This window comes from Brevibacterium sp. 'Marine', assembly GCF_012844365.1.
GTDB lineage: Bacteria > Actinomycetota > Actinomycetes > Actinomycetales > Brevibacteriaceae > Brevibacterium.
Window position 1 is genome coordinate 3,067,418 of sequence record NZ_CP051626.1, and the last position, 26,046, is coordinate 3,093,463.

Genomic DNA, 26,046 nt, shown 5'->3' on the forward strand with positions numbered 1-26,046 from the left:
GGATCATCACCCGGAGCTCGGGTCAGGCCACGGCATCGCTGTGCATTGATGCCGAGCACACCACGTTCATGGTCGACCTCAGCGAGGCGACCGAAAACCGCGCGGCTGCGGTGGCCTAGGCTCGGATCCGCAGACGCATGAGGATTCCCGCGGCTCCCGGATAGTAGTCCGGGCGCCGTCCCCATTCCTCGAATCCGAAGGCTGCGTACATCCCCAGCGCCGCGGAGTTGCGTTCGTCGACTTCGAGGTGGACGACCTCGGCCCCGCGGTCCTTCGCCCAGTCGATTCCCGCCTGCAGCAGGGCGCGGCCGATGCCCTGGCCGCGTGCCGCCTCGGTGGTCGCGATCGTCATCACATCGGCCTCCGCACCGGCCCCCGACATGACTATCCACCCGGCCAGCTCCCCCGCCGAGGCGGTGGTGTCCTTGCCTGCGGCTGTGGAGTCCGCATCCGATTCGTTCGCCGAGGCGGTTCTGGCGGCGAGCATGATCGTGCCGTTCTGCGCCTTGACCGACCAGTAGTAGCCGAGCGTCCACGCGGTCGGGCCGAAGATCGCCGCATCGTGGTCGGCCACCTCGGCGAGGTCCCACCAGGGAAGCTCGGCGATGGTCGTGGACGTCATCTCAGTGAGCTCTCCCGCACCGGGGTCGCCTTCGCATCGGCTTCGCGCAGGTATTCGGGAATCGGTTCGCGCAGCTCTCGGCCGGCGGCGAGTTCCCGTGCCGCCGCGAGGGCGAGGTACTCGGCACGAGGATCGGTGATCGACTCGACGCTCGGCTCTCCGAGAATGTCCGGATAGAGGAGGAACCCACGGCCGAGCCTCTCCTCGATCGTCTCGAGCCGAAAGCCGTTGTCAGCGAGGACCGAGGCGACCTCGGCCGGTTTCGCCACAAAAGCTCCGGCGCTCAGCGTGGCGTCGGTGGAGTCGTAGACGCTGAAATAGACCTCTTTGCGACGGGCGTCGGAGGCGATGAGGACGGGACGGTCGGATTCGTTTGCCGCGGGCGACGCGGCCTCCGACTCAGGTGTCGCCAGGTCAGCGGCGCTGCGCACGCACTCTTCGGCGATCGCGGCTTGGGACAGCAGTCCCTTGACGGGGATCCCGCGGGCCTGACCGACGGCGATTCCGGCGGCGATGCCGACCCGCAGACCGGTGAAGGGTCCGGGTCCGATGCCGACGACGACGAGGTCGGGTTGGACATCCTCGGCGAGCACGCCGGCGAGCGCAGGACCGATGAACTCGACGTGTCGACGCTGGTCATCGGCCTGTTCGGCCGCGATGACCGAACCGGCATCCGTGTCCACCAGCGCCACGGAGGCCGACTGCGAGGTGTCGATGGCCAGAATGATCATGATTCGTCTCCCTCATTCGCCGAGTCCTCGGCAGGCCGGTCTGCAGGGCTCACGTCGTCGACTCTCACGCCTGCCAGTGCCGAGACAGCGGCCTCAACCGCGGGCATCCGTTCGGCCCAGGCAGCTCCGCGACCGGTGAGGTCGACGGTGCGCCGTTCGTCCTCGGATTCGTCCTCGTCATCCGCACCGACCGAGCCGACGGCAATCTCGTCCTCGGCGTTCTCGTCCCATACCGGGGTGATGGTGATGTCGAGATGATCGCTGCTGAGCTGTTCGGCCATCCCGGCACCCCATTCGACGACCGTGATCGACTCGTCCAGTTCGGAGTCGAGGTCGAGGTCCTCGAGCTCCTCCCCGTCGGCCAAGCGGTACGCGTCGACGTGGACGAGGGCAGGGCCGCCCGTCCGCGACGGGTGTTCGCGGGCGATGACGAACGTCGGTGAGGTGATCCGCCCGGCCACGTCGAGGGTCTTCCCCAGCGATTGGGTGAACGTCGTCTTCCCCGCACCGAGGTTGCCCGTGAGGATGAGCAGGTCACCGGCGCGCAAGTGGTCGGCCAGGGCCGCAGCGAAGGCGCGCATCTGCTCCAGGGATTCGAGATGGACCCTCATCGTCCGTCTCCCTTGCACGCGACCCGGTCGACGCGGGCGCTGAGCTGGGTGACGATTTCGTAGTTGATCGTGTTCGCCCAGGTCCCCCACTCGGCCGCGCTCGGCCCACCGGGACCGAAGATGACGACCTCGTCGCCGATGGCCACCTCATCGTTGCCGGCGCCGATGTCGATGATCATCTGATCCATCGCGATGCGCCCGACGACGGGATAGCGGCGACCGCGGATGGCCACCTCGGCGCGGTTGGATGCCGCCCGCGGCAGTCCGTCCCCGTACCCACCGGGCACGAGCGCGAACCGGGTGTCGGTCGCAGCGGTGAACGTCAGCCCGTAGGAAGCGCCGTGACCTGCGGGAATGTCTTTGAGATTGATGACGGTCGAGACCAGCCGCATGACCGGTCGCAGCCCGAGAACCGTCGGATCGCCGTCTTCGAGCGGGGACAGACCGTAGAGGGCGAGCCCCACCCGCGCCGAGGTGCCCGGGCACGGTCCCAGAGTGAGCGCGCCCGGTGAGTTCGCGATGTGCACGTCCAGGTCGTCCGATTCGCCGAGGCGGCCGTCCGCGGCGTCGAGCACTGCCCGCAGCTGCCCGTGGGCGGAGGAGAAGACCGCGCTCTGCGCAGCGGTCTCGGGGCGTTCGGGTTCGTCGGCGACCGCGAAGTGGCTCATGATCCCGACGATGCGGATATCGGCAGCGGCGTCGCGGGCTTCGGCGTCATCAGTGCGGCTGTCCTCGGCGTGGCGGCGCAGCCAGTCGAAGGCGCGGACAAGAGCCTCCGGGGACAGTCCGTTGCGGCCGAGACCGGTGTCGATCTTCAGATGGGCTCGGGCGGTGACGCCGGTGCGGCGAGCCGCCTCGGCGAGTCGTTCGAGAGCCCCGACCGTCGAAATGCCCAGTTCGATGTCGGCGCGCACCGCTTCGTCGAGGTCGGTGGTGGGCCCGTAGAGCCAGGCGAGGATCTGCGCTTCGGGGCCGAGCAGGCTGCGCAGGCGAAGGGCTTCGGGGATCGTGGCCACGCAGAACTCGCGCCATCCGGCCGAGAAGAGGGCGGGTGCGATGAGGTCGATGCCGTGGCCGTAGGCGTTCGCCTTGACGACGCATTTGAGGCGGGCGGGTGAGAGGCGATCGGCAAGGACGGCGGCGTTGTCGAGCAGGGCCGCCTCGTCGATCTCGGCCCGCACGAGAGCCTCGGGGATGTCGAAAGATGTCACTGGATAAGACTACCGCCGACCTCCGCCGACCAGCACCTTCGCTACGCTGATCCCCCGCGATCGTCGGTGCCATCGATGCCGACCTCGCAGGTGCAGCCGACGATGTGTTCGGCGAAGACCGGCTCGACGAGCCATTCGATGAAGAAGGAGAATCATGCACACCACACCAGCCCGCACTCTCGCGATGGTGATCACGGCCGTCCTGTTCGCAGCCGGACTCACCGTGGTCGGACAGACCGGCCCCGCCGAGGCAGCCGCGAAGTACTGCACCGGCGTCGAGGCGAACACGTCGGTCACGGCTGCGAAGGCCATCGAAGTCAAGCAGCGGTCGACGATCACCGCCGATATCTACCTGTGCAGAAAGTCCGGTGACCGGTACGTCCGCGACAGCGGCCCGTACAAGGCCCGCCTCGGCTACAACGGAACGACGTCGAGCAAACGGGAAGGCGACGGGAAGACCCCGAAGGGCGTGTTCTGGATGCGCGACGGCTTCGGCACCTCGGCGAATCCCGGGTTGGGCAAGCCGTGGACGAAGGTCACTCGTGATCATGTCTGGGTCGACGGTGACGCGACGAAGGCCGAGGGCTACAACACGATGCAGCTGAAGTCCGACGGGTACGAGGGCGAATCCCTCTACCAGCCGAAGCCGTACAAGTATGCCCAGGTGATCGGCTACAACGAGGCACGCACACCGGGGAAGGGATCGGCGATCTTCCTCCATGCGAACACGGAGTCGATGAAGACCGCCGGCTGCGTGTCGATGTATGAGTCCAGCCTCGTCAAGGCCATGAAGTGGGAGGGCACGACGAAGACGCAGATCCTCATCCACTGAGGCGGGTGAGCAGAGTCAGTCGGTGCCGTGGATGAGTTCGCCGACCACCTCGGCGAGGGCATCGGCGAATCCGGACGCGGTCACCGCGCGCCGGCCGGCCTCGTTGTGCAGCAGCACTCCGAGTCCGGCCAGGCGAGCCCACTCACGGGGCGGACGCGTCCGATCGTCGCTGTCGTAACGACTGTGGGCGGCGGTGATCGCCGCGAGCGTGCCGAGGATCCCGGCGAGCACGTCCCCGGAGCCCGCCGTGGCCAGGCTGCCCGGCCCGGGCGCCGGCAGGACGAGGTGTCCGTCGGGAGCGGCGATGACCGTGTGATGGCCCTTGAGCAGAACGATCGCACCCGTCAGCTCCGCGGCCCGCTGTGCCCACCGCATCGGGTTCGCCCCGATCCGACCGGCAGTGATGATCTCGCCGAGGAGGCGGCTGAGCAGCCGCGCCAGCTCGGCGGCATGCGGGGTGATGATGAGCGGTCGGTCGGCCAGCCAGGTGCCGGCCATCGATTCGGCCCGGGCGATCATGTCGATGCCGCCGGCGTCGACGACGACCGGGGTGCGGTTGCCGGTCAGCGCCTCGGCGACGTTCTGGACGAATTCGGTCTCGGGGTCGCCCGGGCCGAGGACGACGGCGTCGATGCGGCCGGAGGCGCTGACGACCTCGGGGTGGAGTCCGAGGACGTATTCGGCCACGAGCGGTGAGCCGAGATAGCGGACCATGCCCGCTCCGGTGTTCACCGCCGAGGTGGTGGTGAGCACTCCAGCACCCGGGTAGTCCTCGGATCCGGCGAGGACCCCGGTGACACCGCGGGAGTATTTGTGCCCGGTCGCATCGGGGCGAGGGAATCCGGTGATGAGATCGTCGGAATCGAGCAGTTCCGTGGTGGCCCGTCCGGGGTCGAGGCCGAGTCCGATATCGATGACGTCGATGGTGCCGGTGAACTCGTACGCGCGCGGATCGATGAGTTCGGTCTTGAGCCCACCGAAGGTCACAGTGCGGTCGGCGTGGAGTCGTTTCTCGGCTCCGGTGTGGTTCGGGTCGAGGTCGGAGGGGAAGTCGACGGCGATGAGGCGGCCGGTGCGGTGCGGGGCCCAGTCGGCGATGAGTGAGCTGATGTGGTCAGGCAGTCCGCGTCGCCCGCCGGTGCCGAGGATGCCGTCGAGGACGAGATGGGCGCGGGAGAGTTCCCGCAGAGCATCGGCGCGGGCGGGGTCGGCCTCGGCCGATGTGAACGCGATGACCTGTGCCCCGGCACGGCGCGCGGCAGTCAGCCCCTCGCCGTGAGTGCGGTCGAAGAGAGTGATGATGGTGACGGCGGCACCGCGCCTGCCCAGTGTCGCCGCGGCGAAGAGCGCGTCCCCGGCGTTGTTGCCCGGCCCGGTCAGCACGCACACCCTGGTGCCGGCGACCCGGCCGAAGCCGGCGGTGAGGGTGTCGATGCTGATGTTCGCCAGCGCCCGGGCGGCTCGGGCCATCAGCGGGACACCGGCCTCGAGGAGAGGCACCTCGGCCTCCCTGATGGTCTCGCTCGGGTAGGCGAACACACTCATCGACTGCTCCTCTTCACGACGCGGGTCCTGCTTCGTTGTCGCCCTGCACAGGGCTCATCCCTGCACCGTATGCCGTTTCCACCGTCCAGGCCAGGGCCCGGCAGGTCAGTATTCGGCCAGCTGCGCCAGCCGGCGCCCGGCCAGATGCGCGAGGAACAGTGCCTGGTCGGCCAGTCCGTCGTCGCTGTGGCGGGCGCGCGGGGAATGATTGGCTTCGCGTTCGGAGACCGGCAGGTTCGGCAGAGCGACGCCGAAGTGTCCATAGGCTCCGGGCACGGCGTCCAGTACCCGGGAGAAGTCCTCGGACCCGGGCAGCGGATTCGCTTTGCGCACGGTCCGCTCCTCGCCGAAGAGGTCGGTGAAGGTGGCCAGGAAGAATTCGGCTTCGGCATCGTCGTTGATCGTCGGCGGCAGGATCTGCTCGTACTCGACGTCGGCGGTCAGACCGTGGGCGGCGACGAGGTCACGGACGAGCTGAGGCAGCTCCGCCTCGGCGCGGGACGTCACTGACTCGGAGAACGTGCGCACACTGACGACCAAGGTCGCGAAGTCGGGGACGACGTTGGGGGCGGTGCCGCCGTTGAACTGGCCGACGGTGACGACGAGCGGGTCGAAGATGTCGAAGCGGCGGGTGACGTATTCCTGCAGTTGGCCCACGAGCATCGCGCCGACCTGGATGGGGTCCTTGCCGGTGGCCGGGCGGGAGGCGTGCGTGCCCTTGCCGTTGACGGTGATGGTCATCTTCGAAAACGCCGCCATGTACGGACCCGGACGGGAGCTGGCGACCCCGAGGTCGGCGTCGGCGGAGACGTGGATGCCGAAGGCGGCCTTGACGCGGGGGCCTGCGGCGTCGAGGACGCCTTCGTCGATCATTGTCCCGGCACCGTCGAAGCCTTCTTCGCCGGGTTGGAACATGAACACGACGTCTCCGGGCAGGCAGTCGCGGTCGCGGTGGAGGAGTTTGAGTGCGCCGACGAGTCCGGCGGTGTGCAGATCGTGGCCGCAGGCATGCATCCTCCCCGAGGTGGCCGCGAAGTCGAATCCGGTCGCCTCGGTGACGGGCAGTCCGTCCATGTCTCCGCGCAGCAGGACGGCGGGCACGACGCCGGTCGAGTCCTCCTTGCGGGCACCGCCGCGCAGGACGACGACGATCGACGACAGCCCCTCCCCCGTTGTGACCTCGACGTCGAGGCCTTCGATGGCGTCGAGGACGAGCTTCTGCGTCACCGGCAGGTCGAGTCCGACCTCGACGTTCTCGTGCAGCGCCCGGCGCAGGGTGACCAGGCCGGGCGCGATGTCATTCGCGTCATCGGCGGTGGGCAGGTGGACGGAGGTGGCGGCCGCCTCGGCGGGGGTCGGGATCGTAGGTGCGGCGATGTCGGCTGCGGCGGTGGTGGCGGCGTTGGGAAGTGAACTCATGCCTTGAGTCTATTACCGTGCCTGTTGTTCGAGTCGCCAGTTCTTCTTTCGAGGAGCCTGCCGCGGAAATTCGACATCCTTCGGCCCGATGACCGGTGGGGCATACTGGTGGCCATGGTCCACGATGGCGGCATCTGCACTGCCCGGCTGAGACTGCGCCCGTGGAGGGTCTCGGATGCGGCCTTTCACCGCCGGCTCTGGGAGGAACGCGACAAGCAAGTTCCCGCACGTCGACGCATCTCGGCTGACGGTCGTCCCACTCAGGTGGATCTGGAGGAATGGATTCGCACCTACGATTCGACTCCGGAACCGGGGCTGCTCGTCGTCGACAACAAGCTGACGGAGGCCCCAATGGGCTATTGCGGGCTCGTCGACAACAGCGTGGGTCACCCCGACGAGCCCGAACTGGCTTTCGAGTTCCTGCAGGAGTGCTGGGGACGGGGGTTCGCCACCGAAGCTTCAAGGGCGGTCGTCGAGCGCGCAGAGCACATCGGTTATCGATACCTGGCCTCGACTGTTCGCGAGTGGAACTCTGCTTCGTTCAATGTGCTCGGCAAGCTGGGATTCGAATTCGCCGGGGAGCGGGAGCCTGACTCCATACACGGCGATTCGCTTCTTCTGCGACTAGCGCTTCGGTGAGAAGGGTGAAAAGACGGTCCCCGCCGTTGTGAAGAACGTGCCCGCCGTAGTGAATGACGTGCTGAGCGTATTACAGGCGAAACCCTACCGGCCGGGCGTCGAACCCGGGCGCGATCCCTTCCCGTACATCGAATGGGTGAAGTGGTCGGCGATCCCTTCGATGCCGGGGCTCAGCGACGGGCCGTCGCCCTCTGCGATGACGAACGTCATCGTCAGGTGCGCATCGTGGGTGATCGACAGGTGGATGTTCGTGCCCCCGATGGCACGGAAGTGCTCGAGCACGAGCCCGCGCAGACGGAAACTCGGCGCACCGGAGAGCGCGGGGACCACCTCGGCGGATTGCCACGGCAGCCATCCGGGGAAGCCGATCGCTTTCTTCAGCGCCTCCTTCGCGGAGAACCGCGCAGCCAGGGAGGCATCGGTCCGGCGTTTGCCGTTGCGTTTGAGCTGTTCACCGGGGGTGAGCAGGCGATCAAGAAGTTCGGGCACGCGTTCGATGTGCTCCGCGAAGCGCGGCACGTCGGCGATGTCCGTGCCGATGCCTAGAATCGCCACAATCGAACCTCCTCAGATACCCGACCGACTCAGATGCCGGACCGACCGATGTCGTGCCCGGCACCGAGGCGGATCATTCGACCGTGACCGACTTCGCGAGGTTGCGCGGCTGGTCGACGTCGAGGCCCTTGGCCGTGGCCAGCTCCATCGCGAAGATCTGCAGCGGAACGGTCGTCAGCAGCGGAGCCATGAGCGTCGTCGTCTCGGGCACGAAGATGACCTCGGAGGCGAACTGATCGACCTCTTCGTCGCCCTCCTCGGCGATGACGACGGTGTTCGCACCGCGGGCGCGGACTTCCTGGATGTTCGAGATGACCTTCGCATGCAGCGAATCCCGGCCGCGCTTGGACGGGACGACGATGATGACGAGCTGACCGTCGTCGATGAGCGCGATCGGTCCGTGCTTGAGCTCACCGGCGGCGAAGCCCTCCGCGTGGATGTACGCGAGCTCCTTGAGCTTGAGCGCACCCTCCATCGCCACCGGGTAGCCGACGTGACGGCCGAGGAACAGCACGGAATCGACGTCCTGATTGCGGTCGGCCAGCGCCAGGACCTGCGACTTCGTCTCGTCGAGGATGTGCTGGATCTTCTCCGGGATGGACTGCAGCTCGGCGAGGATCGTGGCGATCTCATCGCGGAACTTATTGCCCCGCAGCTGGGCGAGGTAGAGGCCGAGCAGGTAGCAGGCGACGACCTGCGACAGGAAGGCCTTCGTCGAGGCCACGGCGATCTCCGGGCCGGCGTGGGTGTAGAGCGCGGCATCGGATTCGCGCGGGATCGTCGAGCCGAAGGTGTTGCAGATCGCGATGACCTTCGCGCCCTGCTGACGGGCGTGGCGGACGGCCATGATCGTGTCCATGGTCTCCCCGGACTGCGAGATCGCCACGACGAGCGTCTTCTCCGTGACCACCGGGTCCCGGTAGCGGAATTCGTGGGCCAGCTCCACCTCGGTGGGGATGCGGCACCAGTGCTCGATCGCGTACTTCGCGACCTGACCGGCGTACGCGGCGGTGCCGCAGGCGATGACGACGATCTTGTCCACGGACTTGAGCACGTTCTCGTCGATGTGCATCTCGTCCAACGTCAGGCGGCCCTCGGTGTCGAGGCGGCCGAGCAGGGTGTCGGCCACGGCCTGCGGCTGATCGTGGATCTCCTTGTCCATGAAGGACGCGAAGCCGCCCTTCTCCGCCGAGGCAGTGTCCCAGTCGACCTCGAACTGCTCGCCTTCGACGGGGTTGCCGTCGGTGTCCGTGATCGTCACCGCCTCCGGGGTGATGGTGACGACTTCGTCCTGGCCGATCTCGACGGCCGTGCGGGTGTAGTCGATGAACGCGGCGACGTCGGAGCCGAGGAAGTTCTCCCCCTCGCCGAGGCCGATGACCAGCGGCGAGTTCCGGCGGGCGGCGACGACCTTGCCGGGAGCATCGGCGTGGACGGCGAGCAGGGTGAACGCGCCCTCGAGTTCGGTCGCGGTCCTGCGCATCGCGGCGGTGAGGTCGCCGGTCTCCCGGTAGTTCTTCGCCAGCTGGGCGGCGGCCACCTCGGTGTCGGTCTCGGAGAGGAATTCGACGCCCTCGGCGACGAGGTCCTTCTTCAGGTGGGCGAAGTTCTCGATGATCCCGTTGTGGATGAGCGCGAGCTTCCCACCGTCGGCCAGGTGCGGGTGGGCGTTGACGTCGGTGGGCCCACCGTGGGTGGCCCAGCGGGTGTGGCCGATTCCGGTCTGCGCAGCCGGCAGCGGGTTGGTCTCGATCTCCTCGGTCAGGGCGGAGAACTTTCCGGCCTTCTTCGCCGAGGCGAGCTGACCGTCTTCGGTCACGAGCGCGACACCGGCCGAGTCGTAGCCGCGGTATTCGAGCCTCTTCAGGCCGCCGAGCACGACATCGAGCGCCGAGTGATCGGCATTGTCAACGGGGGCCTTGGATACATAGCCAACGATTCCACACATGAGGGAGATTTTACGCACTCCCGCCCGTTCTCGTATATTTCGGCGAGTCACGATCGGGTCAACGTGACCAACCGCACGCGCACGCGGGCACGGTGGGACCGCCTCGGTGAGGGTGAGGGCATTGCCCGACCTGTCCCGGGTGGGGGCATTCGCCGACCTGGCGCGGGGGCAGAACATGACGCGTGACACAATGGGGGAATGAGCCATGTCGACCCTCAATTGGACCGTGCGCGCAAGCTCGCCGGACTCAATACCGCCCGGCGCAGCGAACCGGACACGACGTCCCCGTTCTGGGAATTCGACCGGGAGGTGTGGGGCACGCTCGCCCAGGCCACTCCCCTGCCGCTGAAGCAGCGCGATATCGAACGGCTGCGCGGGCTCGGCGATCGGATCAACCTCGACGAGGTGGCTCAGGTGTACCTGCCCCTGTCCCGGCTGCTCAACCTCTACGTCTCCGCACGGCGGGCGAAGCACGACCTGACCAGGGAGTTCTTCTCTCCGCTGCACGAACGCGGGCTGGAACCGCAGGACGCCAAACGCACGCCTTTCGTCATCGGCGTCGCCGGATCGGTGGCCGTGGGCAAGTCGACGACGGCACGTGTGCTGCGCGAACTGCTCGCCCGCTGGCCCGACACTCCGCGGGTCGAGCTCATCACCACCGACGGATTCCTCTACCCCAATGCCGAACTCGACCGTCGCCGCCTCAACGGGCGGAAGGGATTCCCCGAATCCTACGACCGGCGCAAGCTGCTCAAGTTCATCTCCGCCGTGAAATCAGGGGCCCCCGAGGTCCGCGCTCCCGTGTACTCGCACCACACCTACGACATCGTTCCCGGCGCCGAGGTGGTCGTGCGCTCCCCCGATGTCCTCATCGTCGAAGGCCTCAACGTCCTCCAACCCGCCCGCCCCCGTCAGGACGGAACCGTGGGCTTGGCCATCAGCGACTACTTCGACTTCTCCGTCTACGTCGATGCACGCTCCCGTGATATCCGGCAGTGGTACATCTCGCGGTTCCTCAAACTCAAGCACGGCGCGTTCCAGGACGAGGACTCCTACTTCCACCGGTACTCGCAGCTCGACGATGACGAAGCGATCACCCTGGCCACGGAGATCTGGGACTCCATCAACTTCCCGAACCTGCGCGAGAACGTCCAGCCCAGCCGCGGCCGCGCCGACCTCGTGCTCCACAAGTCCTCGGACCACACCATCAGGAAGGTGCAGCTGCGGAAGCTGTGAGCGGGACCGCCGCCGGGCGGGGCGGTGTGACTGGAGTCGTTGGGCGGTGAGGAAATAGTTTCACGCCTCCGACGGTTGCACTGGGTGCACTGAACCACTCACCGCCAGCAGGCCACCTGCCTGCGGCGGCGACCGGAGGCGGGCGATCCCCGCACCGTCACGGGAGTCCCCGTGCATGCTCGGTCGTTTCGGCAGCAGAAAGGGACCCACTATGAGTGTGCCGTCCGCACATCACCTCATGTACTCCTCGGTCAAGAGCAAGAAGACCCCCGAAACGCGCATCCAACCGGGCATCTACAAGCGGATCGGCGGGTATGCGACTCGCCACAAGCGCAAACTCATCGTCTTTCTGCTGCTGTCCGTGCTCACCGCTGGCATCGGCGTCCTCAATCCGGTGCTCGCCGGTGACGTCGTCAACGCAATCACCGGCGGCGGTCCCGTGTCCACGGTCGTGTGGCTGGCCGTGGCCATCGGCGGGTTGGCCATCGCCGATGCGGCCATCTCGATCACGAACCGGTACCTGTCCTCACGGATCGGCGAGGGGCTCATCTTCGATCTGCGCACGGCCGTCTACGATCACGTCCAGTCGATGCCGATCGCATTCTTCAACCGCACCCGCACCGGAGCCCTGGTCTCCCGACTCAACACGGATGTCATCGGTGCGCAGCGGGCATTTTCGAACACCCTGTCCGGCATCGTGTCGAACTTCGTCTCCCTGGCTCTGACCGTCGGAGTCATGGTCACGATCTCCTGGCAGGTGACCGTGCTGTCGATCCTGCTGCTGCCGCTGTTCATCATCCCCACCCGAATGCTCAGCGGAAAGCTCGCGTCCCTGCAGTTCGAAGCGGCCAACAACTCGGCCGACATGTCGACCCGCATGACCGAACGGTTCTCCGCCGCCGGGGCCACCCTGGTCAAGCTCTTCGGCAATCCCCGGCAGGAGAACGAGGAGTTCGCCGACCGCGCCGGTCAGGTCCGCGATATCGGCGTCAAGGTCGCAATGCTGCAGTCGACATTCGTCTCGTCCCTGACTCTCGTCTCTGCTCTGGCGCTGGCCCTCGTCTACGGTGTCGGCGGTGTGCAGGCGGTCGTCGGCAACCTCAACGCCGGTCAGGTCGTGACCCTGGCACTGCTGCTCACCCGGCTCTACACACCGCTGACGATGCTCGCCAATGCACGTCTGGACATCCAGAGCGCAGTCGTGTCCTTCCAACGCGTCTTCGAGATCCTCGATCTCGTGCCCTATTTCAAGGAACCCTCGCGGCCGAAGGCTCTGCCCGCCGGTGGGCTGGATGTGACATTCGATCACGTCGACTTCGCCTACCCCAGCGCCTCTCAGGTCAGCCTGGCCAGTCTCGAGGACGTCTCCGTGCTCGACGCCCGCGGCGGCGATGAGGTTCTCCACGACTTGAGCTTCACCATTCCCGCCGGGCACACCGTCGCCCTCGTCGGATCCTCAGGTGCGGGCAAGTCGACGATCGCCTCGCTGCTGCCGCGGCTCTACGACGTCACGGGCGGGACGATCACCATCGGCGGAGTCGATGTCCGCGACCTGTCGTTCGCCGATCTGCGCGAGGCCGTCGGCGTCGTCACCCAGGACGGTCATGTCTTCCACGAATCGATCCGGGCCAACCTGGCGCTGGTCAATCCCGACGCCACCGAGGAGCAGATGCTCGATGCCATCGACCGGGCACAGCTGCGAGGTGTCATCGATGCTCTGCCCGATGGACTGGACACGGTCGTCGGTGAGCGCGGGTACCGACTCTCCGGAGGCGAACGTCAGCGGCTGACGATCGCCCGGATGCTGCTGGCCTCCCCGGAGATCGTCGTGCTCGACGAGGCCACCTCGGCGTTGGACTCGACGAATGAGGCCGCGATCCAACGGGCCCTGGCCCAGGCGATGCATGGGCGGACGGCTCTGGTCATCGCCCACCGCCTCTCGACGATCCGGCAGGCCGATACGATCCTCGTCGTCGAGGCCGGTCGCATCGTCGAATCCGGGACTCACGAGCAGCTGGTCGGCCGCGGCGGTCGCTACGCCGAGCTCTACGCCACCCAGTTCGCCTCGAGCTGAGGCATGCCGCTGCACCACCTTCGATGCGCGGGCTGCACTCAAGCGGCAGGGACAGCCGCTTCCCGCGAGTCAAGTGGGGTCAGATTGCCATTTTCGCGCGAAAATTGTGCAATCTGGCCCCACTTAACTTGCGAGAGCCGCACGATGCGCGCTCGACGCTGAGGACGCCCCGCAAGGCACTGCCGCAGCCGGCGGCACGACCGCTCTACAGCGCGAGGTGTTCCTTGACCGATGCGGCCAGGCGCTCGGCCTGGGCGGCGGCGGCATCCTCGGTGGCAGCTTCGACCATGACGCGGATGAGCGGCTCGGTGCCCGAGGCACGCAGCAGCACGCGACCGGTGTCGGCGAGTTCGGCTTCGACGGCGGCCACCGCGGCGACGACCTGCGGGTGATCGACGTTGTTCTTGTCCACGCCCTTGACGTTGACGAGCGCCTGCGGCAGCTGCGGGATCTCCGCGGCGAGGTCGGCCAGGGTGCGCTTGGCATCGGCCATCCGCTTCATCAGGTGCAGTGCCGTCTGCACACCGTCGCCGGTGGTGCCGTGATCGAGCATGAGCACGTGTCCGGACTGTTCCCCGCCGAGTGCATACCCGTCGGCGAGCATCCGTTCGAGCACGTAGCGGTCGCCGACAGCCGTCTGCACGGTTTTGATGCCGTACTTGTCCATCGCCTGCGTCAGGCCCAGGTTCGACATGACGGTGGTGACCAGGGTGTTGCCGCGGAGCTCACCGAGCTCCTTGAGCCCGATCGCGAGGATGCCCATGACCTGGTCGCCGTTGACGACGCGGCCCAGCGAGTCCACGGCCAGGCAGCGGTCGGCGTCACCGTCGAAGGCCACGCCCAGATCGGACTGGGTCTCGACGACGAGGCGCTGCAGCGGTTCGAGGTGGGTCGAACCGACACCGTCGTTGATGTTGAAGCCGTCGGGTTCGGCGGCGGAGACGATGACTTCGGCGCCGGCCTGACGCAGTGCGGCGGGTCCGACGATGGAGGCCGCACCGTGAGCACAGTCGACGACGACCTTGAGTCCCGACAGCGGGCGCACATTGTCGGCGTCGACACAGCGCACAAGATGTTCGGTGTACTCGTCGGCAGCGGCCGGGTAACGCGCGATGCGACCGACGTCCGCGCCGGTCGGACGATCCCAGTCGTGGTCGAAGATGGCGAGGATCTCGTCTTCGACCGCGTCGTCGAGCTTCGTCCCTCCCGCGGCGAAGAATTTGATGCCGTTGTCGGGCATGGGGTTGTGGGAGGCGGAGATGACGACGCCGAAGGCGGCACCAGTGTCCTTGACGACCTGGGCGATGCCCGGCGTCGGCAGCATGCCCGCGTCGAGGACGTCGACTCCCGTCGAGGCGATGCCGGCGCTCAGTGCGGCGGAGAGGAATTCGCCGGACACACGCGTGTCACGTCCGACCACGGCGAAGGGGCGCTTCTCGCCCGTCCAGCCGCGGCTGAGCACGCGCGAACCTGCGACCGAGAGCTGGAGCGCGAGTTTGGCCGAGATGTCGCGATTGGCCAATCCGCGCACTCCATCGGTGCCGAAGAGTCGAGACATGGTGGGGGGATCCTTTCGTCAATGTCGGAGTCGATCTTAGTCGATCCGCGGAGTGTCGGCCGTGATATCGGCACCTTCGCCGAGGCGGCCGACCGCACCCGTGGCCACGTCAGTGACCGTGTGAGATGAGTCCGGATATGAGAAATGCGGCCCCGAACCAGGTTCGGGACCGCATTCTCATGTTCATGATGCTGAACTGTCGATGACTGCGACTCAGTGGCAGACCAGCCGCAGTCGGTTCGCCAGCGAGATCAGCGCTTCGAGAACTGAGGTGCCTTACGGGCCTTCTTGAGACCGGCCTTCTTGCGCTCAGGAACGCGAGCATCGCGGCTGAGGTATCCGGCCTTCTTCAGCTCGGCGCGGTTGGACTCCGCGTCGATCTGGTTGAGCGAACGAGCCACGCCCAGGCGGACGGCACCGGCCTGGCCGGAAGGTCCACCGCCGGAGATCCGGACGATGACGTCGAAGCGTCCGCCCAGGTCCAGCAGGGTGAAGGGCTCATTGACGAGCTGCTGGTGCAGCTTGTTCGGGAAGTACTCCTCGAGAGTACGTCCGTTGATGGTCCACTCACCGGTGCCGGGGACGAGGCGCACGCGAGCAATTGCCTGCTTGCGGCGGCCGACTCCGTTGCCGGGAGCGGTCAGGGACTGTCCACGTCCACCGGCGGTGCTTTCGCCCAGGCCAGCGGATGCGGGAGTCTCGGAAGTGTATTCGGTGATCTCTTCTTCGACAGTTTCTGTCGCGTTGGTGGTATCAGCCACGGTTCTCCTCGGGATGTCTAGAGCTCAGGCGCTTACTGCGCGACCTGGCTGAGTTCGTACGGCTGCGGATTCTGAGCGGCGTGCGGGTGCTCGGCACCTGCATAGACCTTCAGCTTCTGCATCTGGGCACGTCCGAGACGAGTCTTCGGGACCATACCGGCGACAGCCTTCTCGACTGCACGCTCGGGGTGGGTGGCGAGGAGCTCGGCATAGTTCACGCTCTTGAGTCCACCCGGGTAACCGGAGTGACGGTAAGCGCGCTTCTTCTCGAGCTTCGCACCTGTCAGCGCGACCTTGTCGGCGTTGATGATGATGACGAAGTCACCGGTGTCCGTGTTCGGAGTGAACGTGGTCTTGTGCTTGCCGCGCAGGAGGCGTGCCACCTGCGAAGCAAGGCGACCGAGCACCTGGTCAGTGGCGTCAATGACGTGCCACTGGTGCTCAACGTCACCGGGCTTAGCTGTATACGTACGCAAAAGTAGCCTTCTTTTCGTATCTGTGTTCAGTGCAGCGCCGGGTCCTCATCGGGTCGTGAGTCCAATGGGTCTCAAGCGCTGGTTGTCTTCAATCGGGTGAACCTATCGACGCATTCCCCTCACCTACGGGCCTGCAACGCATGAGGCTATGTAAGGGAGTGCGACAAGCACACACAACGACAATCAAATATACATGGCCGCAGGCCCGGGGAGCAAACGCCCAGAGCGGTCTCAGGGCCAGCAGAAACCTGAGCCGATAGTATTGATCTGTGCCGACTCATTCCAGCCTGCTCTTCCGACTTCCCGCATTGAGAATCCTGATGCTGGGTCTGCTGGTCGGGCTGCTGACGGCAGGCCTCGGACTCGGCCCCGCCTCCGCGTCGGCATCGCCCGACGATACGGCATCGCCCAATGGTTCGGCTGCGAACGTCAGCGCATCCTCCGCGCAGGCCGCCGACGCCAGTAGGCCCCCGGCCGGGCAGACGATCGTCTTCGGCATTCCGGGTCTGACCATCGATGATATCGATCCCGAGCGCACTCCGAACCTCTACCGCCTGCTCTCCGAGGGTGCGGCCGCGAATCTCAACGTGCGCACGATCGGCGCGGCCACCTGCCCGGCGTCGGGTTGGCTGTCCTTCGGCGCGGGCGCCCGTGCGCAGGCCGGGCCCTCCCCCGCCGCCGAGGATGCCGACGCCGATGACTCAGCCAGATGCCCGACGATGATCGCCCCCACCACGGACGGTTCCGCGGACACCGAGAACGGGGCCGCCTCGGCGAAGGACGCCGCGGACAGTGATGAAGCTCATGCTGACGAAACGGCCACGGGAGCGACGACCGCGCGGATCGAGGGCTTCGACGCGGTCAAGGAGCCCAACATCGGTTCCGGCTACTCCGTCGACTACGGCATGCTCGCGCGCGCCGTCGCCGGAGCCGGCAAGGCCGTGCCCGCCGGCACCGACGCGGCCGATGCGGACTCCCTGCTCGAACCCTGCGTCGCCGCCGAAGGCCCCGGCGCCGCCTATGCCACCGCGGACGACGACGGGGTGGTGACGAACTTCACGGAGGATGCGACCGCCACGGACTGCCGCCTCGGCGTCGTCGACCTCGGTGCGATCGGCATCCGCTCCTGGCTGTTCGACCCGATCCCGAACTACTCCTATACCGTTCCGCCGGATTTCGATCGGGAGGCCCGCGTCGCCGAAGCCGACCGCCGCCTCGGCGTGCGTCTGCAGGAAATGCGGGAGAACGCGAAGGACGGGGCCGCGGAGCCGACGATCATCGTCGCCGGCCTCGGTGACAGTTCCGGTCTGCCGCAGCTGCGGGCGTTCATCGCCGCAGGCCCGGGCTTCGAGCCCGGGTCGCTGTCCTCGGCGACGACCCGCACCCCGGGGCTGCTGCAGATCACGGATCTGGCACCGGGCATCCTCGATGTCCTCGACGTCGATTCCCCGCGCGCCGTCGGCTTCGATTCCAACCCCACCGAAGATGATCCGCAGCAGCGCATCGACGATCTCGTCGCCGAGGCGCAGAAGTCGACGACGATCCACCAGAATCTCTCGACGTTCTCCATCACCCTCGATATCATCTTCTACGTCCTCTTCATCGCGTGTGCGATTCTGCTCAACCGCTCCATCCTCGGTCGCCGAGGCGGCGCCACCCGAGCTGCCCACGTCCACCGCTTCCTCGGCTGGGTGTCCCTGGCCGTCGCGTCGCTGCCGATGGGGGCGTTCCTCGCCGGGCTCGTCCCCTGGTCGCGGACGGCCGATCCCGGACTCGGCCTGTTCCTCTCGGTCATCGGCACGGCCGCCGTCCTGTTCGTCGTCGCCCTCATCCCACCGTGGGGGCGGACCTGGCGGGGACGGGTCGGCGCTCTGGCCGGGGCGAACCTGCTCATCCTCGCTGCCGACCTGGCCACCGGGTCCCATCTGCAGGCGAACTCGCTGCTCGGCTACAACCCGATCGTCGGCGGCCGCTACTACGGGCTCGGCAATCAGGGTGCGGCGATCTTCATCGTCAGCCTCTTCATATTCTTAAGCGTCGTGGTGTCGTGGCTGCGGGCGCGCGGCCGGCGAAAAGCCGTGATCATCGTGCCGATCGCCATCGGTCTGGCAGCCGTGTTCGTCTCCGGGAACCCGTCCTGGGGTGCGAAGTTCGGCGGCACGATCGCCATCCTCGCCGGCCTCATGGTCCTCGTGGCGCTGCTGACGAAGATCCGACTGACTCTGCTGCGCCTCGCCCTCATCGGCGTGGCATCGCTGGCGATCCTCATCGGCATCGCCTTCCTCGACTGGCTGCGCCCGGCCGGGGCCCGCTCGCACTTCGGCACGTTCTTCGACCAGATCGTCACCGGTGAGGCCCTGCAGGTGATCGGCCGCAAGCTCGGCGCGAACCTCCACATCATCCAGATCAACCCGGCCCTGGCGATCGTCACCCCGCTCGCGGTCATCGCGATCCTCATCTTCCTCCGCTACCTCCTCCACTTCCCCCGCGTGCACGCCGGCAGCCGGACCGGGCGCCTGGTCAACAAGTGGCGGGGTCGGCTCCCCCAACTCTTCGCCGATTCCGACCTGCACTATGGATTCCTCGCCGCCGCCACCGGGCTCGGCGTCGGGCTCGTACTCACCGATTCCGGTGTCGCCGTACCCTCGACCGGAGCCATGGTTCTCCTGCCCTTCCTACTGGCGCTCAGTGCTGAACACGCCGAGGAGGCTCACCGATGAGAGCCCCCGTGACCTCCCCTGCCGCCCGGGTTCTCCTCGGGATGCTCGCCATCGTGCTTCTCGTCCTCGGCCTGCCCCACGCCGGGCAGGCGGCCCCGGCCGCGGGCCCGGCTGCGGAAGAGAGCGAGGGCGGGGCCGCCTCGGCGAATTCCGGTGTCGTGTCGATCAACGTCTCCGGATTCCGCTTCGAGGACCTCGACCCGCGCACCACACCGCACCTGTGGGTGATGATGAAGGGCGGTCAAATCGGGACGATCACCCCGCGCAGCGTGCGCTCGACGAGCTGCCCGGTCGACGGCTGGCTGGGGCTCGGCTCGGGACGGCGGGCCGCCGACGAACCCCGCGATCAGTGCCGCGTACCGGCCTCACCGCTCGACGGCTGGGTCGCCGATTGGGACGTCTACGCGCAGGTGGCCCGCGGTGACAACTACGATGCGTCCCTCGGAGCGCTGGCCGAGGCCGTGCCCGATATCCGCGCCTTCGGCAACGGTGCCGCGATCGCCGCCGCCTCCCCTTCCGGCCATGTCGAGAACTGGTCGCCCGTCGGGCCCGACCTGGGAGCGGACGTGGCGAAATCGGCCGCCGACGGTGAGCTCACCCTCGTCGATCTCGGCAACACCGCCGCCGACGGTTACTCTCTGAAGAATCTCGATGCACAGGTCGGGGACATCCTCGAATCGACGGGGTGGATGAGTGCGGACCGGCCGAACCGCCTCGGCGAGGGAACCGTTCCCGTGGTGTTCTCCTCGATCGCCGACGGCACGCACGAAGGCTCGTCGATGCAGGCGACGATGATGGTCGAACCGGGTGAGCCGGCGGGTCTGCTCACCTCCTCGTCGACGCGCCAGCCGGGGCTGGTGCAGGTGCCCGACCTGGCACCGACGCTCGCGGCTCTGTCCGGGGCCGAGGAGATGGACAACGCGGCCGGGGCACCGATGACCTCGGGTGCGCACGGATCCGATTGGCATTCGCGCTATCAGGCCGTGCTCGACCGGCAGGTGGCGGTGAAGACGCAGAACGACCTGTCGACCTGGTTCTTCCCCGTCGTTGCCACGCTCATGGTCGGGCTGCTGGCGTTGGCGTGGTTCATGCGCAAGAACCACCGGGAGCTCGTCCATTCCGGGGCGTACCGCCTCGGTGTCGTGTTCGCGGCGATGCCGATCTCGACGTATCTGGTCAACACCGTGCCGTGGGAACGGGCGACGAATCCGGACATCGCGATGCTCGGTGCTCTGGCGGGGTGGTCGCTGCTGCTCGGAGTGCTGGCGCTGCTCGGCCCCTGGCGGCGGCACACGTTCGGGCCGGTGCTCTTCGTGTCCACCGTGACCGTCGTCGTGCTCGCCTACGACGTCGTCACCGGGTCCCAGCTGCAGATGTCGACGCTGCTGGGCGAGCCGCTGCTCATCGCCTCCCGGTTCTACGGGATCGGGAACTCCGCGCTGGCCCTGTACTGCTGTGCGCTGCTGTTGGCCGTCACCGGCTTCGCGTCCTTGGTGACGAAGCCTCTGCACCGTGTACTCATCGTCACTGTGCCCGTCCTCGTCTCGTGTGTCATCTTGGCCGCCCCGGGGTTGGGGACGAAGTTCGGGTCCGTGCCGACGCTCATCATCGGGGTTGCCTACCTCGTGCTGGCGGCGGCGAGCATCCGGTTCTCGGTCAAACGGCTGGGGCTGACGGTGGGCATCGCCGGTTTCGTCATGCTCACCGTGCTGTTCCTCGACTGGCTGCGCCCGGCCGATCAGCGCACGCACTTCGGACGGTTCTTCGATTCGATCATCAGCGGACAGGCGCTCAGCGTGCTGGCCCGCAAGATCGGGATGAACATCGACATCCTCACCCAGTCGTGGATGACTCTGGTGCTCCCGCTCATCATCATCGGCGTGTTCTGGATGGCACTGGACCCGCAGCGTTTCCGGCTGCAGGGACTCCAAGACACGTACCGGCGGGTTCCGCTGCTGAGAGCTGCGATGATCAGCTTGGCGATCCTGCTGGGCGTCGGCACCCTCATCAACGACTCGGGTATCGTGGTCCCGGCCGTCGGCATCCTCTTCCTCGTCCCGGTGCTCACTCACCTCGAGACTTTCCGCGCCGGCCGCCCGCAAGTCCCGGCCGCCGGTGACGCCGCCGCCGATGCTGATGCGACCCCTGCCGGCTCCGGTGCCGAGGCCGACGGCTCCGATACATCGTCACGCCCCTGACGCTGCGGGCATCACGCACCGGTAGCGTCAGCACCCACCCTTCCTCGCAAACCACCCCCGCAGCGACACAACGCCCCGTTGCACCGGTGCGACGTGCGACTACCGGGTGGAGATGACGCTCAGGGCGTGGGATGCATCGCGCCAAACGCCCCTCAGCGACGCATCTGTCACCGTTGGTCGCTGCACTCACCATTCCTCGCAGACCCCTTCCTCGGTGACAAAACACCCCTGTGCAATCGCGCATATTGCGAGCAGCGCGCGGGTGCTGCGCTACCGGTGAGGGATACCCCGCGCAGGAGACTGTCCGTTCGAAAAGCGTCTGCGAACGACGGCGGGGCCAACGACGGCGGGGCCGGAGAGAAGAACTCTCCGACCCCGCCGGTCTCGGCGACGATCTCGCCTGAGCGTCAGGTGTTTCTGAGCAGCCCGACTCAGCTCTGGAGGCTGAGCTTGCGGCGGCGGACGATCGTGACCGCGGTGGTGCCGGCGACGATGAGCGCCAAGGCCGCAGCGACGATGTTGACGGTCTCGAAGCCGGTGCGCGGCAGGTCACCGCCGTCCTTCGAACCGTTCGCATCGGCCCCCGAACCATCGGCCGCACCGCCGTCGGCTGAGGCGTTCGAACCGTCGGCTCCGCTGCCGGCATTCGACGAACCGTTATCGGATCCGTCGGCCGTGCTGTCCCCGCCATCGGCGCTGCCGCCGGCCGCGCTGTCTCCGCCGTCAGCGGCACCGCCGTCGGCCGAACCGTCGTCGCCGGCCGAGGCATTCGCATCGTCACCGACTGCAGCGGTGGCTTCGAACTCGTGAGCCAGCGGCAGCGGGTTGTCATCCCACCACGGACCATCGGCGTTCGCCTGCACGCTGACCGTCACGGTCACCTCGCCGGAGGCATCGTCCGGCGCGGTCACGGTCACCGGAGTCTCGGACTCCCCCGCCGGAATCGAGTCGAGCGTGATCGTCGTGGCGGCCGCCTCGGCGCTGACCTCAGAGGACGTGCTCTTAGCAGCCTTCGCGGAAGCCGACTGGGCTCCGGCCTGCTGGGCCACCTCGGCGGTATATCCCTCCGGCAGGTCGACGGTGACGTCGATGGGGCCTGCGACCTCGGACTTCGCATTCGTCCTGAGCGCGAACTCAGCGCTCTCACCGGGCTTGATGGATGTCGGCCCGGTCAGCTCTGCGGTGAGGTCGCCGCTGTCGATGACGTCCTTGGCCGCATCGGCCTGGCGCTCGTTCTTGTCCGGGGTGACGTCCTCGCCCTCGGCCTGGTGCTTGTTGAAGTAGTTCTCCCAGGTCTCGAAGTCGGTCAGTCCCGACTGCTCGAAGTCGCCCTTGGCGAAGGAGGAGAAGTTGTCACCACCGGCAGCGAGGAAGCTCAGCGTCGCGACCCGGTAGTCCTTGTCCGGGTCGAGGTCCTTGCCATCGACCTTGACGGACTTCACGTGCTCGCCCTTGTCAGCGTCCGTGTCGTAGACGACGTCCAGGTCATCGGAGATGCCCAGGTGCAGGAACGGGCGGGACGCGTCCTCGGGCTGCCACTGCTCCTCGAAGAGGCCGATGACGTCCGACCCCTTCATCGTCACGACCCCGTGGTCGTTGGCGAAGGGAAGCACGCTGTTGAGCTCGGCGACGGTGACTTCGCACTCGTCCTCGGTGTTGTAGATGTCATCGCACAGCAGGTCGGTGCGCAGTCCGCCCGGGTTCGTGATCCCGAAATCGGCTTCCTCGAGCTGAGTCTCCTCGACGCCTTCCTTGAGTGCATCCGCGACGAGGTTGCCCAGCGTGGACTCGGCACCGCGGTCCTCCTCGCCGTCCTTCTTCGCGCGGGTGATGTCCTCGCTGATCGTGCCGGTGACCTCGGAGCCGAGCTCCTTGGCCTTGTCCTCTGCGTCGCTGACGATGGCGGCGACCTTGTCGACGACCTCGGAGTCGAAGCTCTTGTCTTCGGTCTCGATGAGGTTGATGCCGCCTGCCTGCCAGTCGCCGTTGCCGTCGACGCGCATAGTCACCTGCCCGACGTATTCGCCGTAGCTGCCGGCTTCGATGACGGGACGGGTTCGGTCGGACTCTCCCGGCACCGGCGCTTCGAAGGAATACGGCATGTGGGTGTGGCCGGTGAACATGGCGTCGACCGAGGCGTCGGCCTCTGTGACGAGCTTCTTGAACTCGGCGTTCGACGCCTCCGCGTCCTCGAGGCTCTCAGCCGATGAGGCGCCGAGGTGGGCCTCGACGACCGTCATATCCGGGCGTTCATCCTCGGGCAGGTTCTCGAGATCGTCGGCGACGCGGTTGACTGCGTCCGTGGGATCTCCGAAATCGAGGTCGGGGATGCCGTCCGGTGAGACGAGCGAGGTCGTGTCCTTGGTGACGACGCCGATGACGGCGATCTTCACTCCCGCCACGTCGACGATCGAGTACTCGTCGAGACCGTCGACGACGTTCTGAGTTCCCTTGTCGTAGACGTTGGCTGCCGAGTACGGGAAATCGGCTTCGTCGCTCACGCGTCCCGTCAGGTCATCGATGCCTTTGTCGAATTCATGGTTGCCGACAGCCGAGGCGTCGAGTCCCATGACGTTGAGAACATCGAGGGTCGGGGTGTCGTTCTGCGACGAGGAAGTGTAAGTCGAGGCACCGATGTTGTCACCGGTCGACAACAGCGCGGTGCCCGCATTGTCGCCGCCGGTGCCGAACTTCGCGCGCTCCTCTTCGACCACCGAGGCCACTTGAGTACCTGCCTCGGAGATGCGTCCGTGGAAGTCGGTGATGTTGAGCAGCTGGACCGCGGTGCCCTCGGGCGCCGACTGCGCAGCGCTGCCGGAGTCCTGCTCATCGCTGCCGGAGTCCTCTGCCGTCTCGGACTTGCCGCCGGTGGATGATTCGTTCGACGACTGCTCGGGGTCAGCGGGAGCTGCTTCGCTCGGCTTCGTGACGCTGTCGTCGGTGGAGTTTCCGTTGCCCAGAGAGGGCGCCGCGATGGCCGGTGAGAGGCTGGGCAGTGTCAGCATCGACACTGCGGCGCCTGCAGCCAGCACTTTGGTCACAAGTTTCGACATGTATTCGGTTCCTTCGATCGTTCAGTGAGGCGCACATCAACCGTGCTGGTGGGGATGAAGACGGATTCCATCCTGCAGTGCCAATGCGAACTGAAAGTTACTTACATGTGAATCTACACAGGATTCTCACACCTGGAAAGAGGAATTCTCACATAATCGAGAATTGCGCGATAGAAGGCGTCTTGATGCATCGGCCGACGCACCCGCCGAACCCCCGGCCTATTCGTGGTCGCGGCGGGCCATCGTCTGGGCGTTCCGAGCCGCGTAGTCCTCGGGTGCCGGGTAGCCGACCTCGGTGAGGACGAGTCCTTCGGCAGGAGTGACGAACATGGGCACATCCGGGGGCAGCCCGGCGTCCGCCTCGGCGATGAGCTCGGCGGGACGGGTCACGTCCCAGCTGCCCGAACCGACCTTGATCAACCCGCCGACCAGGGCCCGGACCATGTGGTGGCAGAAGGCGTCGGCGCGCAGATCGATGGTGATCACAGCATCCTGATCGCGCGAGACTCGCAGCTCATGGAGGGTGCGGATCGTCGTCGCTCCCTCGCGGGGTTTGCAGAACGGCAGGAAATCGTGGAGTCCCTGGACCTCGCTCGCGGCCTCGGCCATGGCTTCGGCATCGAGCTCGCCCTTGTGCCGTGGCGTCACCTGGGTCAGCAGCGGGTCGATGAAGGACCGGTGGTCGGCCAATCGGTACTGATAGGACCGCCACAGCGCGGAGAACCGGGCGTCGAAGTCCTCGGGCACCTCTGTCACCGCGTGGACGACGACGTCGTGGAACTCACCGGCGATCAGCACTCCGCGAAGACGGGACAGGAGGGCCGCCTCGGCGGGTCGATTCGACTGGCCGATGAGCTTGCCGATCGCCTCATCGCCGAGGTCGATGTGGACGACCTGGCGGCGGGCGTGGACGCCGGCGTCGGTGCGGCCGGCGACGACGGTGGCCACCTCGGTGCCGGTGATCTGCTCGAGCCCGGATTCGACGGCGGCTTGGACCGTGCGCAGCCCCGGCTGCTTGGCCCACCCGTGGAAATCCGTGCCGCGGTAGCCCAGATCGAGGCGGAAGCGGGTCATGGAGTCATCCTCGCCGAGGCGGGGCCCGCCATGCCGGGCCCGCCGTCGTCATCGATCGCTTCGGTGAACGGGGCGCGGGGCTTGAAGACCCCGCCGAAGAGACGGGAGACCAGTCGCTCCCGCTGCCGGTGATAGCGATCGACGTTCGTGTTGTAGAAGCGGGCGCCTGCGAGGATCCGTTCGGTGAGCACCTGCAGTTGACCGTGCAGCAGCTGGATCGTCGTGTCGACCTCGTCGTTGACCGCTGCCTGCTGGGACCGGGCAGAGTCTGAGGTCAGGGACCTCTCCGTCAGCGCCGCGGGGATGAGCGCGGCGTCGTCGACGGCGGCGGTCAGAGCGTTCTCGGCCGCGGCTCCTCGGTGGTCGAAGGGGGCGCGTTCGGCAGAGGCGAGCGCGAGTTCGAGCCGGGACAGGTCCTGCCCGGCGATCTGCTGGAGCGTGCCGATATAGGCCGGTACGAGAGCGTGGCGGGCGCGGATCTCACCGATGAGCTGGCGTCTGGCCTCGTCGCACAGCGACCGGGCCATGGACAACTGATTGAAGCGCAGGACGATGAGGACGACGAAGAGGACGATGAGGGCGGCGAGTACACAACCGCCGACGATGAACCAGACCATGGCCGATCTCCTCGTTCCCTGTGCTGCGCGAGCTTTTCCGACACCTCAGTTTACGCGGGGTTCAGACTCGTCGCGAACAGGCCACCACCCGGACACCGGGGCGTCTGTGCGCTGGACCGATTTCGGCCAGATGTCGCCGACCGGTCGCCTTCGGGTCACGCAATCG

The 26,046-nt window shown here is 67.0% G+C and carries 20 protein-coding genes; 6 read left to right on the forward strand and 14 right to left on the reverse strand.

The features are described 5' to 3' along the window. Nucleotides 1-115 precede the first annotated feature (115 nt). The 4 genes from HF684_RS13785 to alr are packed head-to-tail and all read right to left on the reverse strand — an operon-like array spanning nucleotide 116 to nucleotide 3,175. Nucleotides 116-622, reverse strand: coding sequence for a GNAT family N-acetyltransferase (locus HF684_RS13785; protein WP_169252920.1), 507 nt, complete (start codon nucleotides 620-622; stop codon nucleotides 116-118). Beyond that, nucleotides 619-1,353 (reverse strand): tRNA (adenosine(37)-N6)-threonylcarbamoyltransferase complex dimerization subunit type 1 TsaB, encoded by a 735-nt coding sequence (gene tsaB, locus HF684_RS13790; protein ID WP_169252921.1) that lies wholly within the window; start codon nucleotides 1,351-1,353, stop codon nucleotides 619-621. Before tsaB ends, HF684_RS13785 begins: the two co-directional genes overlap by 4 nt. Next, a complete protein-coding gene (tsaE, locus tag HF684_RS13795; RefSeq protein WP_169252922.1) occupies nucleotides 1,350-1,964 on the reverse strand; it encodes a tRNA (adenosine(37)-N6)-threonylcarbamoyltransferase complex ATPase subunit type 1 TsaE in 615 nt (204 codons plus the stop codon). Before tsaE ends, tsaB begins: the two co-directional genes overlap by 4 nt. Continuing rightward, entirely contained in the window at nucleotides 1,961-3,175 is a 1,215-nt protein-coding gene (alr, locus tag HF684_RS13800) for an alanine racemase (protein ID WP_169252923.1), read from the reverse strand. The genes tsaE and alr overlap by 4 nt, the downstream gene beginning before the upstream one ends. 154 nt (nucleotides 3,176-3,329) lie before the next feature. Between alr and HF684_RS13805 the strand changes: the two genes are divergently transcribed. Further along, complete coding sequence (locus HF684_RS13805) at nucleotides 3,330-4,007, forward strand: hypothetical protein (RefSeq protein WP_169252924.1); 678 nt, start codon at nucleotides 3,330-3,332, stop codon at nucleotides 4,005-4,007. Between the two features lie 15 nt (nucleotides 4,008-4,022). On the opposite strand, the gene HF684_RS13810 is transcribed toward HF684_RS13805, so the two are convergent. Both HF684_RS13810 and HF684_RS13815 read right to left on the reverse strand, forming a co-directional pair. Further along, the gene (locus HF684_RS13810; protein WP_169252925.1) at nucleotides 4,023-5,552 is read right to left on the reverse strand and encodes a bifunctional ADP-dependent NAD(P)H-hydrate dehydratase/NAD(P)H-hydrate epimerase; all 1,530 of its coding nucleotides are present in this window, start codon (nucleotides 5,550-5,552) and stop codon (nucleotides 4,023-4,025) included. Between the two features lie 105 nt (nucleotides 5,553-5,657). Further along, nucleotides 5,658-6,971 (reverse strand): M20 family metallopeptidase, encoded by a 1,314-nt coding sequence (locus tag HF684_RS13815; RefSeq protein WP_169252926.1) that lies wholly within the window; start codon nucleotides 6,969-6,971, stop codon nucleotides 5,658-5,660. A 114-nt stretch (nucleotides 6,972-7,085) separates the two neighbouring features. Between HF684_RS13815 and HF684_RS13820 the strand changes: the two genes are divergently transcribed. Further along, a complete protein-coding gene (locus HF684_RS13820) occupies nucleotides 7,086-7,610 on the forward strand; it encodes a GNAT family N-acetyltransferase (RefSeq protein WP_169252927.1) in 525 nt (174 codons plus the stop codon). A gap of 84 nt (nucleotides 7,611-7,694) precedes the next feature. Here the strand turns inward: HF684_RS13820 and HF684_RS13825 are convergent, their stop codons facing one another. Continuing rightward, nucleotides 7,695-8,165: a holo-ACP synthase gene (locus tag HF684_RS13825; protein ID WP_169252928.1), complete on the reverse strand. Its 471-nt coding sequence runs from the start codon at nucleotides 8,163-8,165 to the stop codon at nucleotides 7,695-7,697. A 73-nt stretch (nucleotides 8,166-8,238) separates the two neighbouring features. Further along, nucleotides 8,239-10,113 (reverse strand): glutamine--fructose-6-phosphate transaminase (isomerizing), encoded by a 1,875-nt coding sequence (gene glmS, locus HF684_RS13830; RefSeq protein ID WP_169252929.1) that lies wholly within the window; start codon nucleotides 10,111-10,113, stop codon nucleotides 8,239-8,241. 198 nt (nucleotides 10,114-10,311) lie between these two features. Between glmS and coaA the strand changes: the two genes are divergently transcribed. Both coaA and HF684_RS13840 read left to right on the forward strand, forming a co-directional pair. Then, nucleotides 10,312-11,349 carry a type I pantothenate kinase gene (gene coaA, locus HF684_RS13835; protein WP_025779539.1) on the forward strand — a complete coding sequence of 346 codons (1,038 nt, stop codon included), beginning with the start codon at nucleotides 10,312-10,314 and terminating at the stop codon, nucleotides 11,347-11,349. A gap of 211 nt (nucleotides 11,350-11,560) precedes the next feature. Beyond that, nucleotides 11,561-13,423, forward strand: coding sequence for an ABC transporter ATP-binding protein (locus HF684_RS13840; protein ID WP_169252930.1), 1,863 nt, complete (start codon nucleotides 11,561-11,563; stop codon nucleotides 13,421-13,423). 205 nt (nucleotides 13,424-13,628) lie between these two features. Here the strand turns inward: HF684_RS13840 and glmM are convergent, their stop codons facing one another. The 3 genes from glmM to rplM all read right to left on the reverse strand — a co-directional run bounded on the left by glmM (nucleotide 13,629) and on the right by rplM (nucleotide 16,218). Then, entirely contained in the window at nucleotides 13,629-14,981 is a 1,353-nt protein-coding gene (gene glmM / locus HF684_RS13845; RefSeq protein ID WP_169252931.1) for a phosphoglucosamine mutase, read from the reverse strand. 251 nt (nucleotides 14,982-15,232) lie between these two features. After that, nucleotides 15,233-15,742 carry a 30S ribosomal protein S9 gene (gene rpsI, locus HF684_RS13850; protein WP_025779545.1) on the reverse strand — a complete coding sequence of 170 codons (510 nt, stop codon included), beginning with the start codon at nucleotides 15,740-15,742 and terminating at the stop codon, nucleotides 15,233-15,235. Nucleotides 15,743-15,774: 32 nt separating this feature from the next. Beyond that, nucleotides 15,775-16,218, reverse strand: a complete 444-nt coding sequence (gene rplM, locus HF684_RS13855; RefSeq protein WP_101554123.1) for a 50S ribosomal protein L13 — start codon at nucleotides 16,216-16,218, stop codon at nucleotides 15,775-15,777. Between the two features lie 269 nt (nucleotides 16,219-16,487). Here rplM and HF684_RS13860 point away from each other — a divergent pair, with 269 nt between their 5' ends. Then, nucleotides 16,488-18,938, forward strand: coding sequence for a hypothetical protein (locus HF684_RS13860; protein WP_169252932.1), 2,451 nt, complete (start codon nucleotides 16,488-16,490; stop codon nucleotides 18,936-18,938). Further along, entirely contained in the window at nucleotides 18,935-21,136 is a 2,202-nt protein-coding gene (locus tag HF684_RS13865) for a hypothetical protein (RefSeq protein WP_248278951.1), read from the forward strand. Before HF684_RS13860 ends, HF684_RS13865 begins: the two co-directional genes overlap by 4 nt. A 431-nt stretch (nucleotides 21,137-21,567) precedes the next feature. On the opposite strand, the gene HF684_RS13870 is transcribed toward HF684_RS13865, so the two are convergent. From HF684_RS13870 to HF684_RS13880, 3 genes are all read right to left on the reverse strand, one after another. Next, complete coding sequence (locus HF684_RS13870; RefSeq protein WP_169252933.1) at nucleotides 21,568-24,189, reverse strand: 5'-nucleotidase C-terminal domain-containing protein; 2,622 nt, start codon at nucleotides 24,187-24,189, stop codon at nucleotides 21,568-21,570. 219 nt (nucleotides 24,190-24,408) lie between these two features. Beyond that, nucleotides 24,409-25,263, reverse strand: a complete 855-nt coding sequence (gene truA / locus HF684_RS13875) for a tRNA pseudouridine(38-40) synthase TruA (RefSeq protein WP_169252934.1) — start codon at nucleotides 25,261-25,263, stop codon at nucleotides 24,409-24,411. Further along, nucleotides 25,260-25,880 (reverse strand): LemA family protein, encoded by a 621-nt coding sequence (locus HF684_RS13880; protein ID WP_169252935.1) that lies wholly within the window; start codon nucleotides 25,878-25,880, stop codon nucleotides 25,260-25,262. Before HF684_RS13880 ends, truA begins: the two co-directional genes overlap by 4 nt. Nucleotides 25,881-26,046: the final 166 nt, after the last annotated feature.

What these genes read in the sequence shown, in the direction of transcription:
- HF684_RS13785 (WP_169252920.1), bottom strand. Translation starts at nt 622, where the DNA reads ATGACGTCCACGACCATCGCCGAGCTTCCCTGGTGGGACCTCGCCGAG.
- tsaB (WP_169252921.1), bottom strand. Translation starts at nt 1,353, where the DNA reads ATGATCATTCTGGCCATCGACACCTCGCAGTCGGCCTCCGTGGCGCTG.
- tsaE (WP_169252922.1), bottom strand. Translation starts at nt 1,964, where the DNA reads ATGAGGGTCCATCTCGAATCCCTGGAGCAGATGCGCGCCTTCGCTGCG.
- HF684_RS13805 (WP_169252924.1), top strand. Translation starts at nt 3,330, where the DNA reads ATGCACACCACACCAGCCCGCACTCTCGCGATGGTGATCACGGCCGTC.
- HF684_RS13810 (WP_169252925.1), bottom strand. Translation starts at nt 5,552, where the DNA reads ATGAGTGTGTTCGCCTACCCGAGCGAGACCATCAGGGAGGCCGAGGTG.
- HF684_RS13815 (WP_169252926.1), bottom strand. Translation starts at nt 6,971, where the DNA reads ATGAGTTCACTTCCCAACGCCGCCACCACCGCCGCAGCCGACATCGCC.
- HF684_RS13820 (WP_169252927.1), top strand. Translation starts at nt 7,086, where the DNA reads ATGGTCCACGATGGCGGCATCTGCACTGCCCGGCTGAGACTGCGCCCG.
- glmS (WP_169252929.1), bottom strand. Translation starts at nt 10,113, where the DNA reads ATGTGTGGAATCGTTGGCTATGTATCCAAGGCCCCCGTTGACAATGCC.
- coaA (WP_025779539.1), top strand. Translation starts at nt 10,312, where the DNA reads ATGAGCCATGTCGACCCTCAATTGGACCGTGCGCGCAAGCTCGCCGGA.
- HF684_RS13840 (WP_169252930.1), top strand. Translation starts at nt 11,561, where the DNA reads ATGAGTGTGCCGTCCGCACATCACCTCATGTACTCCTCGGTCAAGAGC.
- glmM (WP_169252931.1), bottom strand. Translation starts at nt 14,981, where the DNA reads ATGTCTCGACTCTTCGGCACCGATGGAGTGCGCGGATTGGCCAATCGC.
- HF684_RS13865 (WP_248278951.1), top strand. Translation starts at nt 18,935, where the DNA reads ATGAGAGCCCCCGTGACCTCCCCTGCCGCCCGGGTTCTCCTCGGGATG.
- HF684_RS13870 (WP_169252933.1), bottom strand. Translation starts at nt 24,189, where the DNA reads ATGTCGAAACTTGTGACCAAAGTGCTGGCTGCAGGCGCCGCAGTGTCG.
- truA (WP_169252934.1), bottom strand. Translation starts at nt 25,263, where the DNA reads ATGACCCGCTTCCGCCTCGATCTGGGCTACCGCGGCACGGATTTCCAC.
- HF684_RS13880 (WP_169252935.1), bottom strand. Translation starts at nt 25,880, where the DNA reads ATGGTCTGGTTCATCGTCGGCGGTTGTGTACTCGCCGCCCTCATCGTC.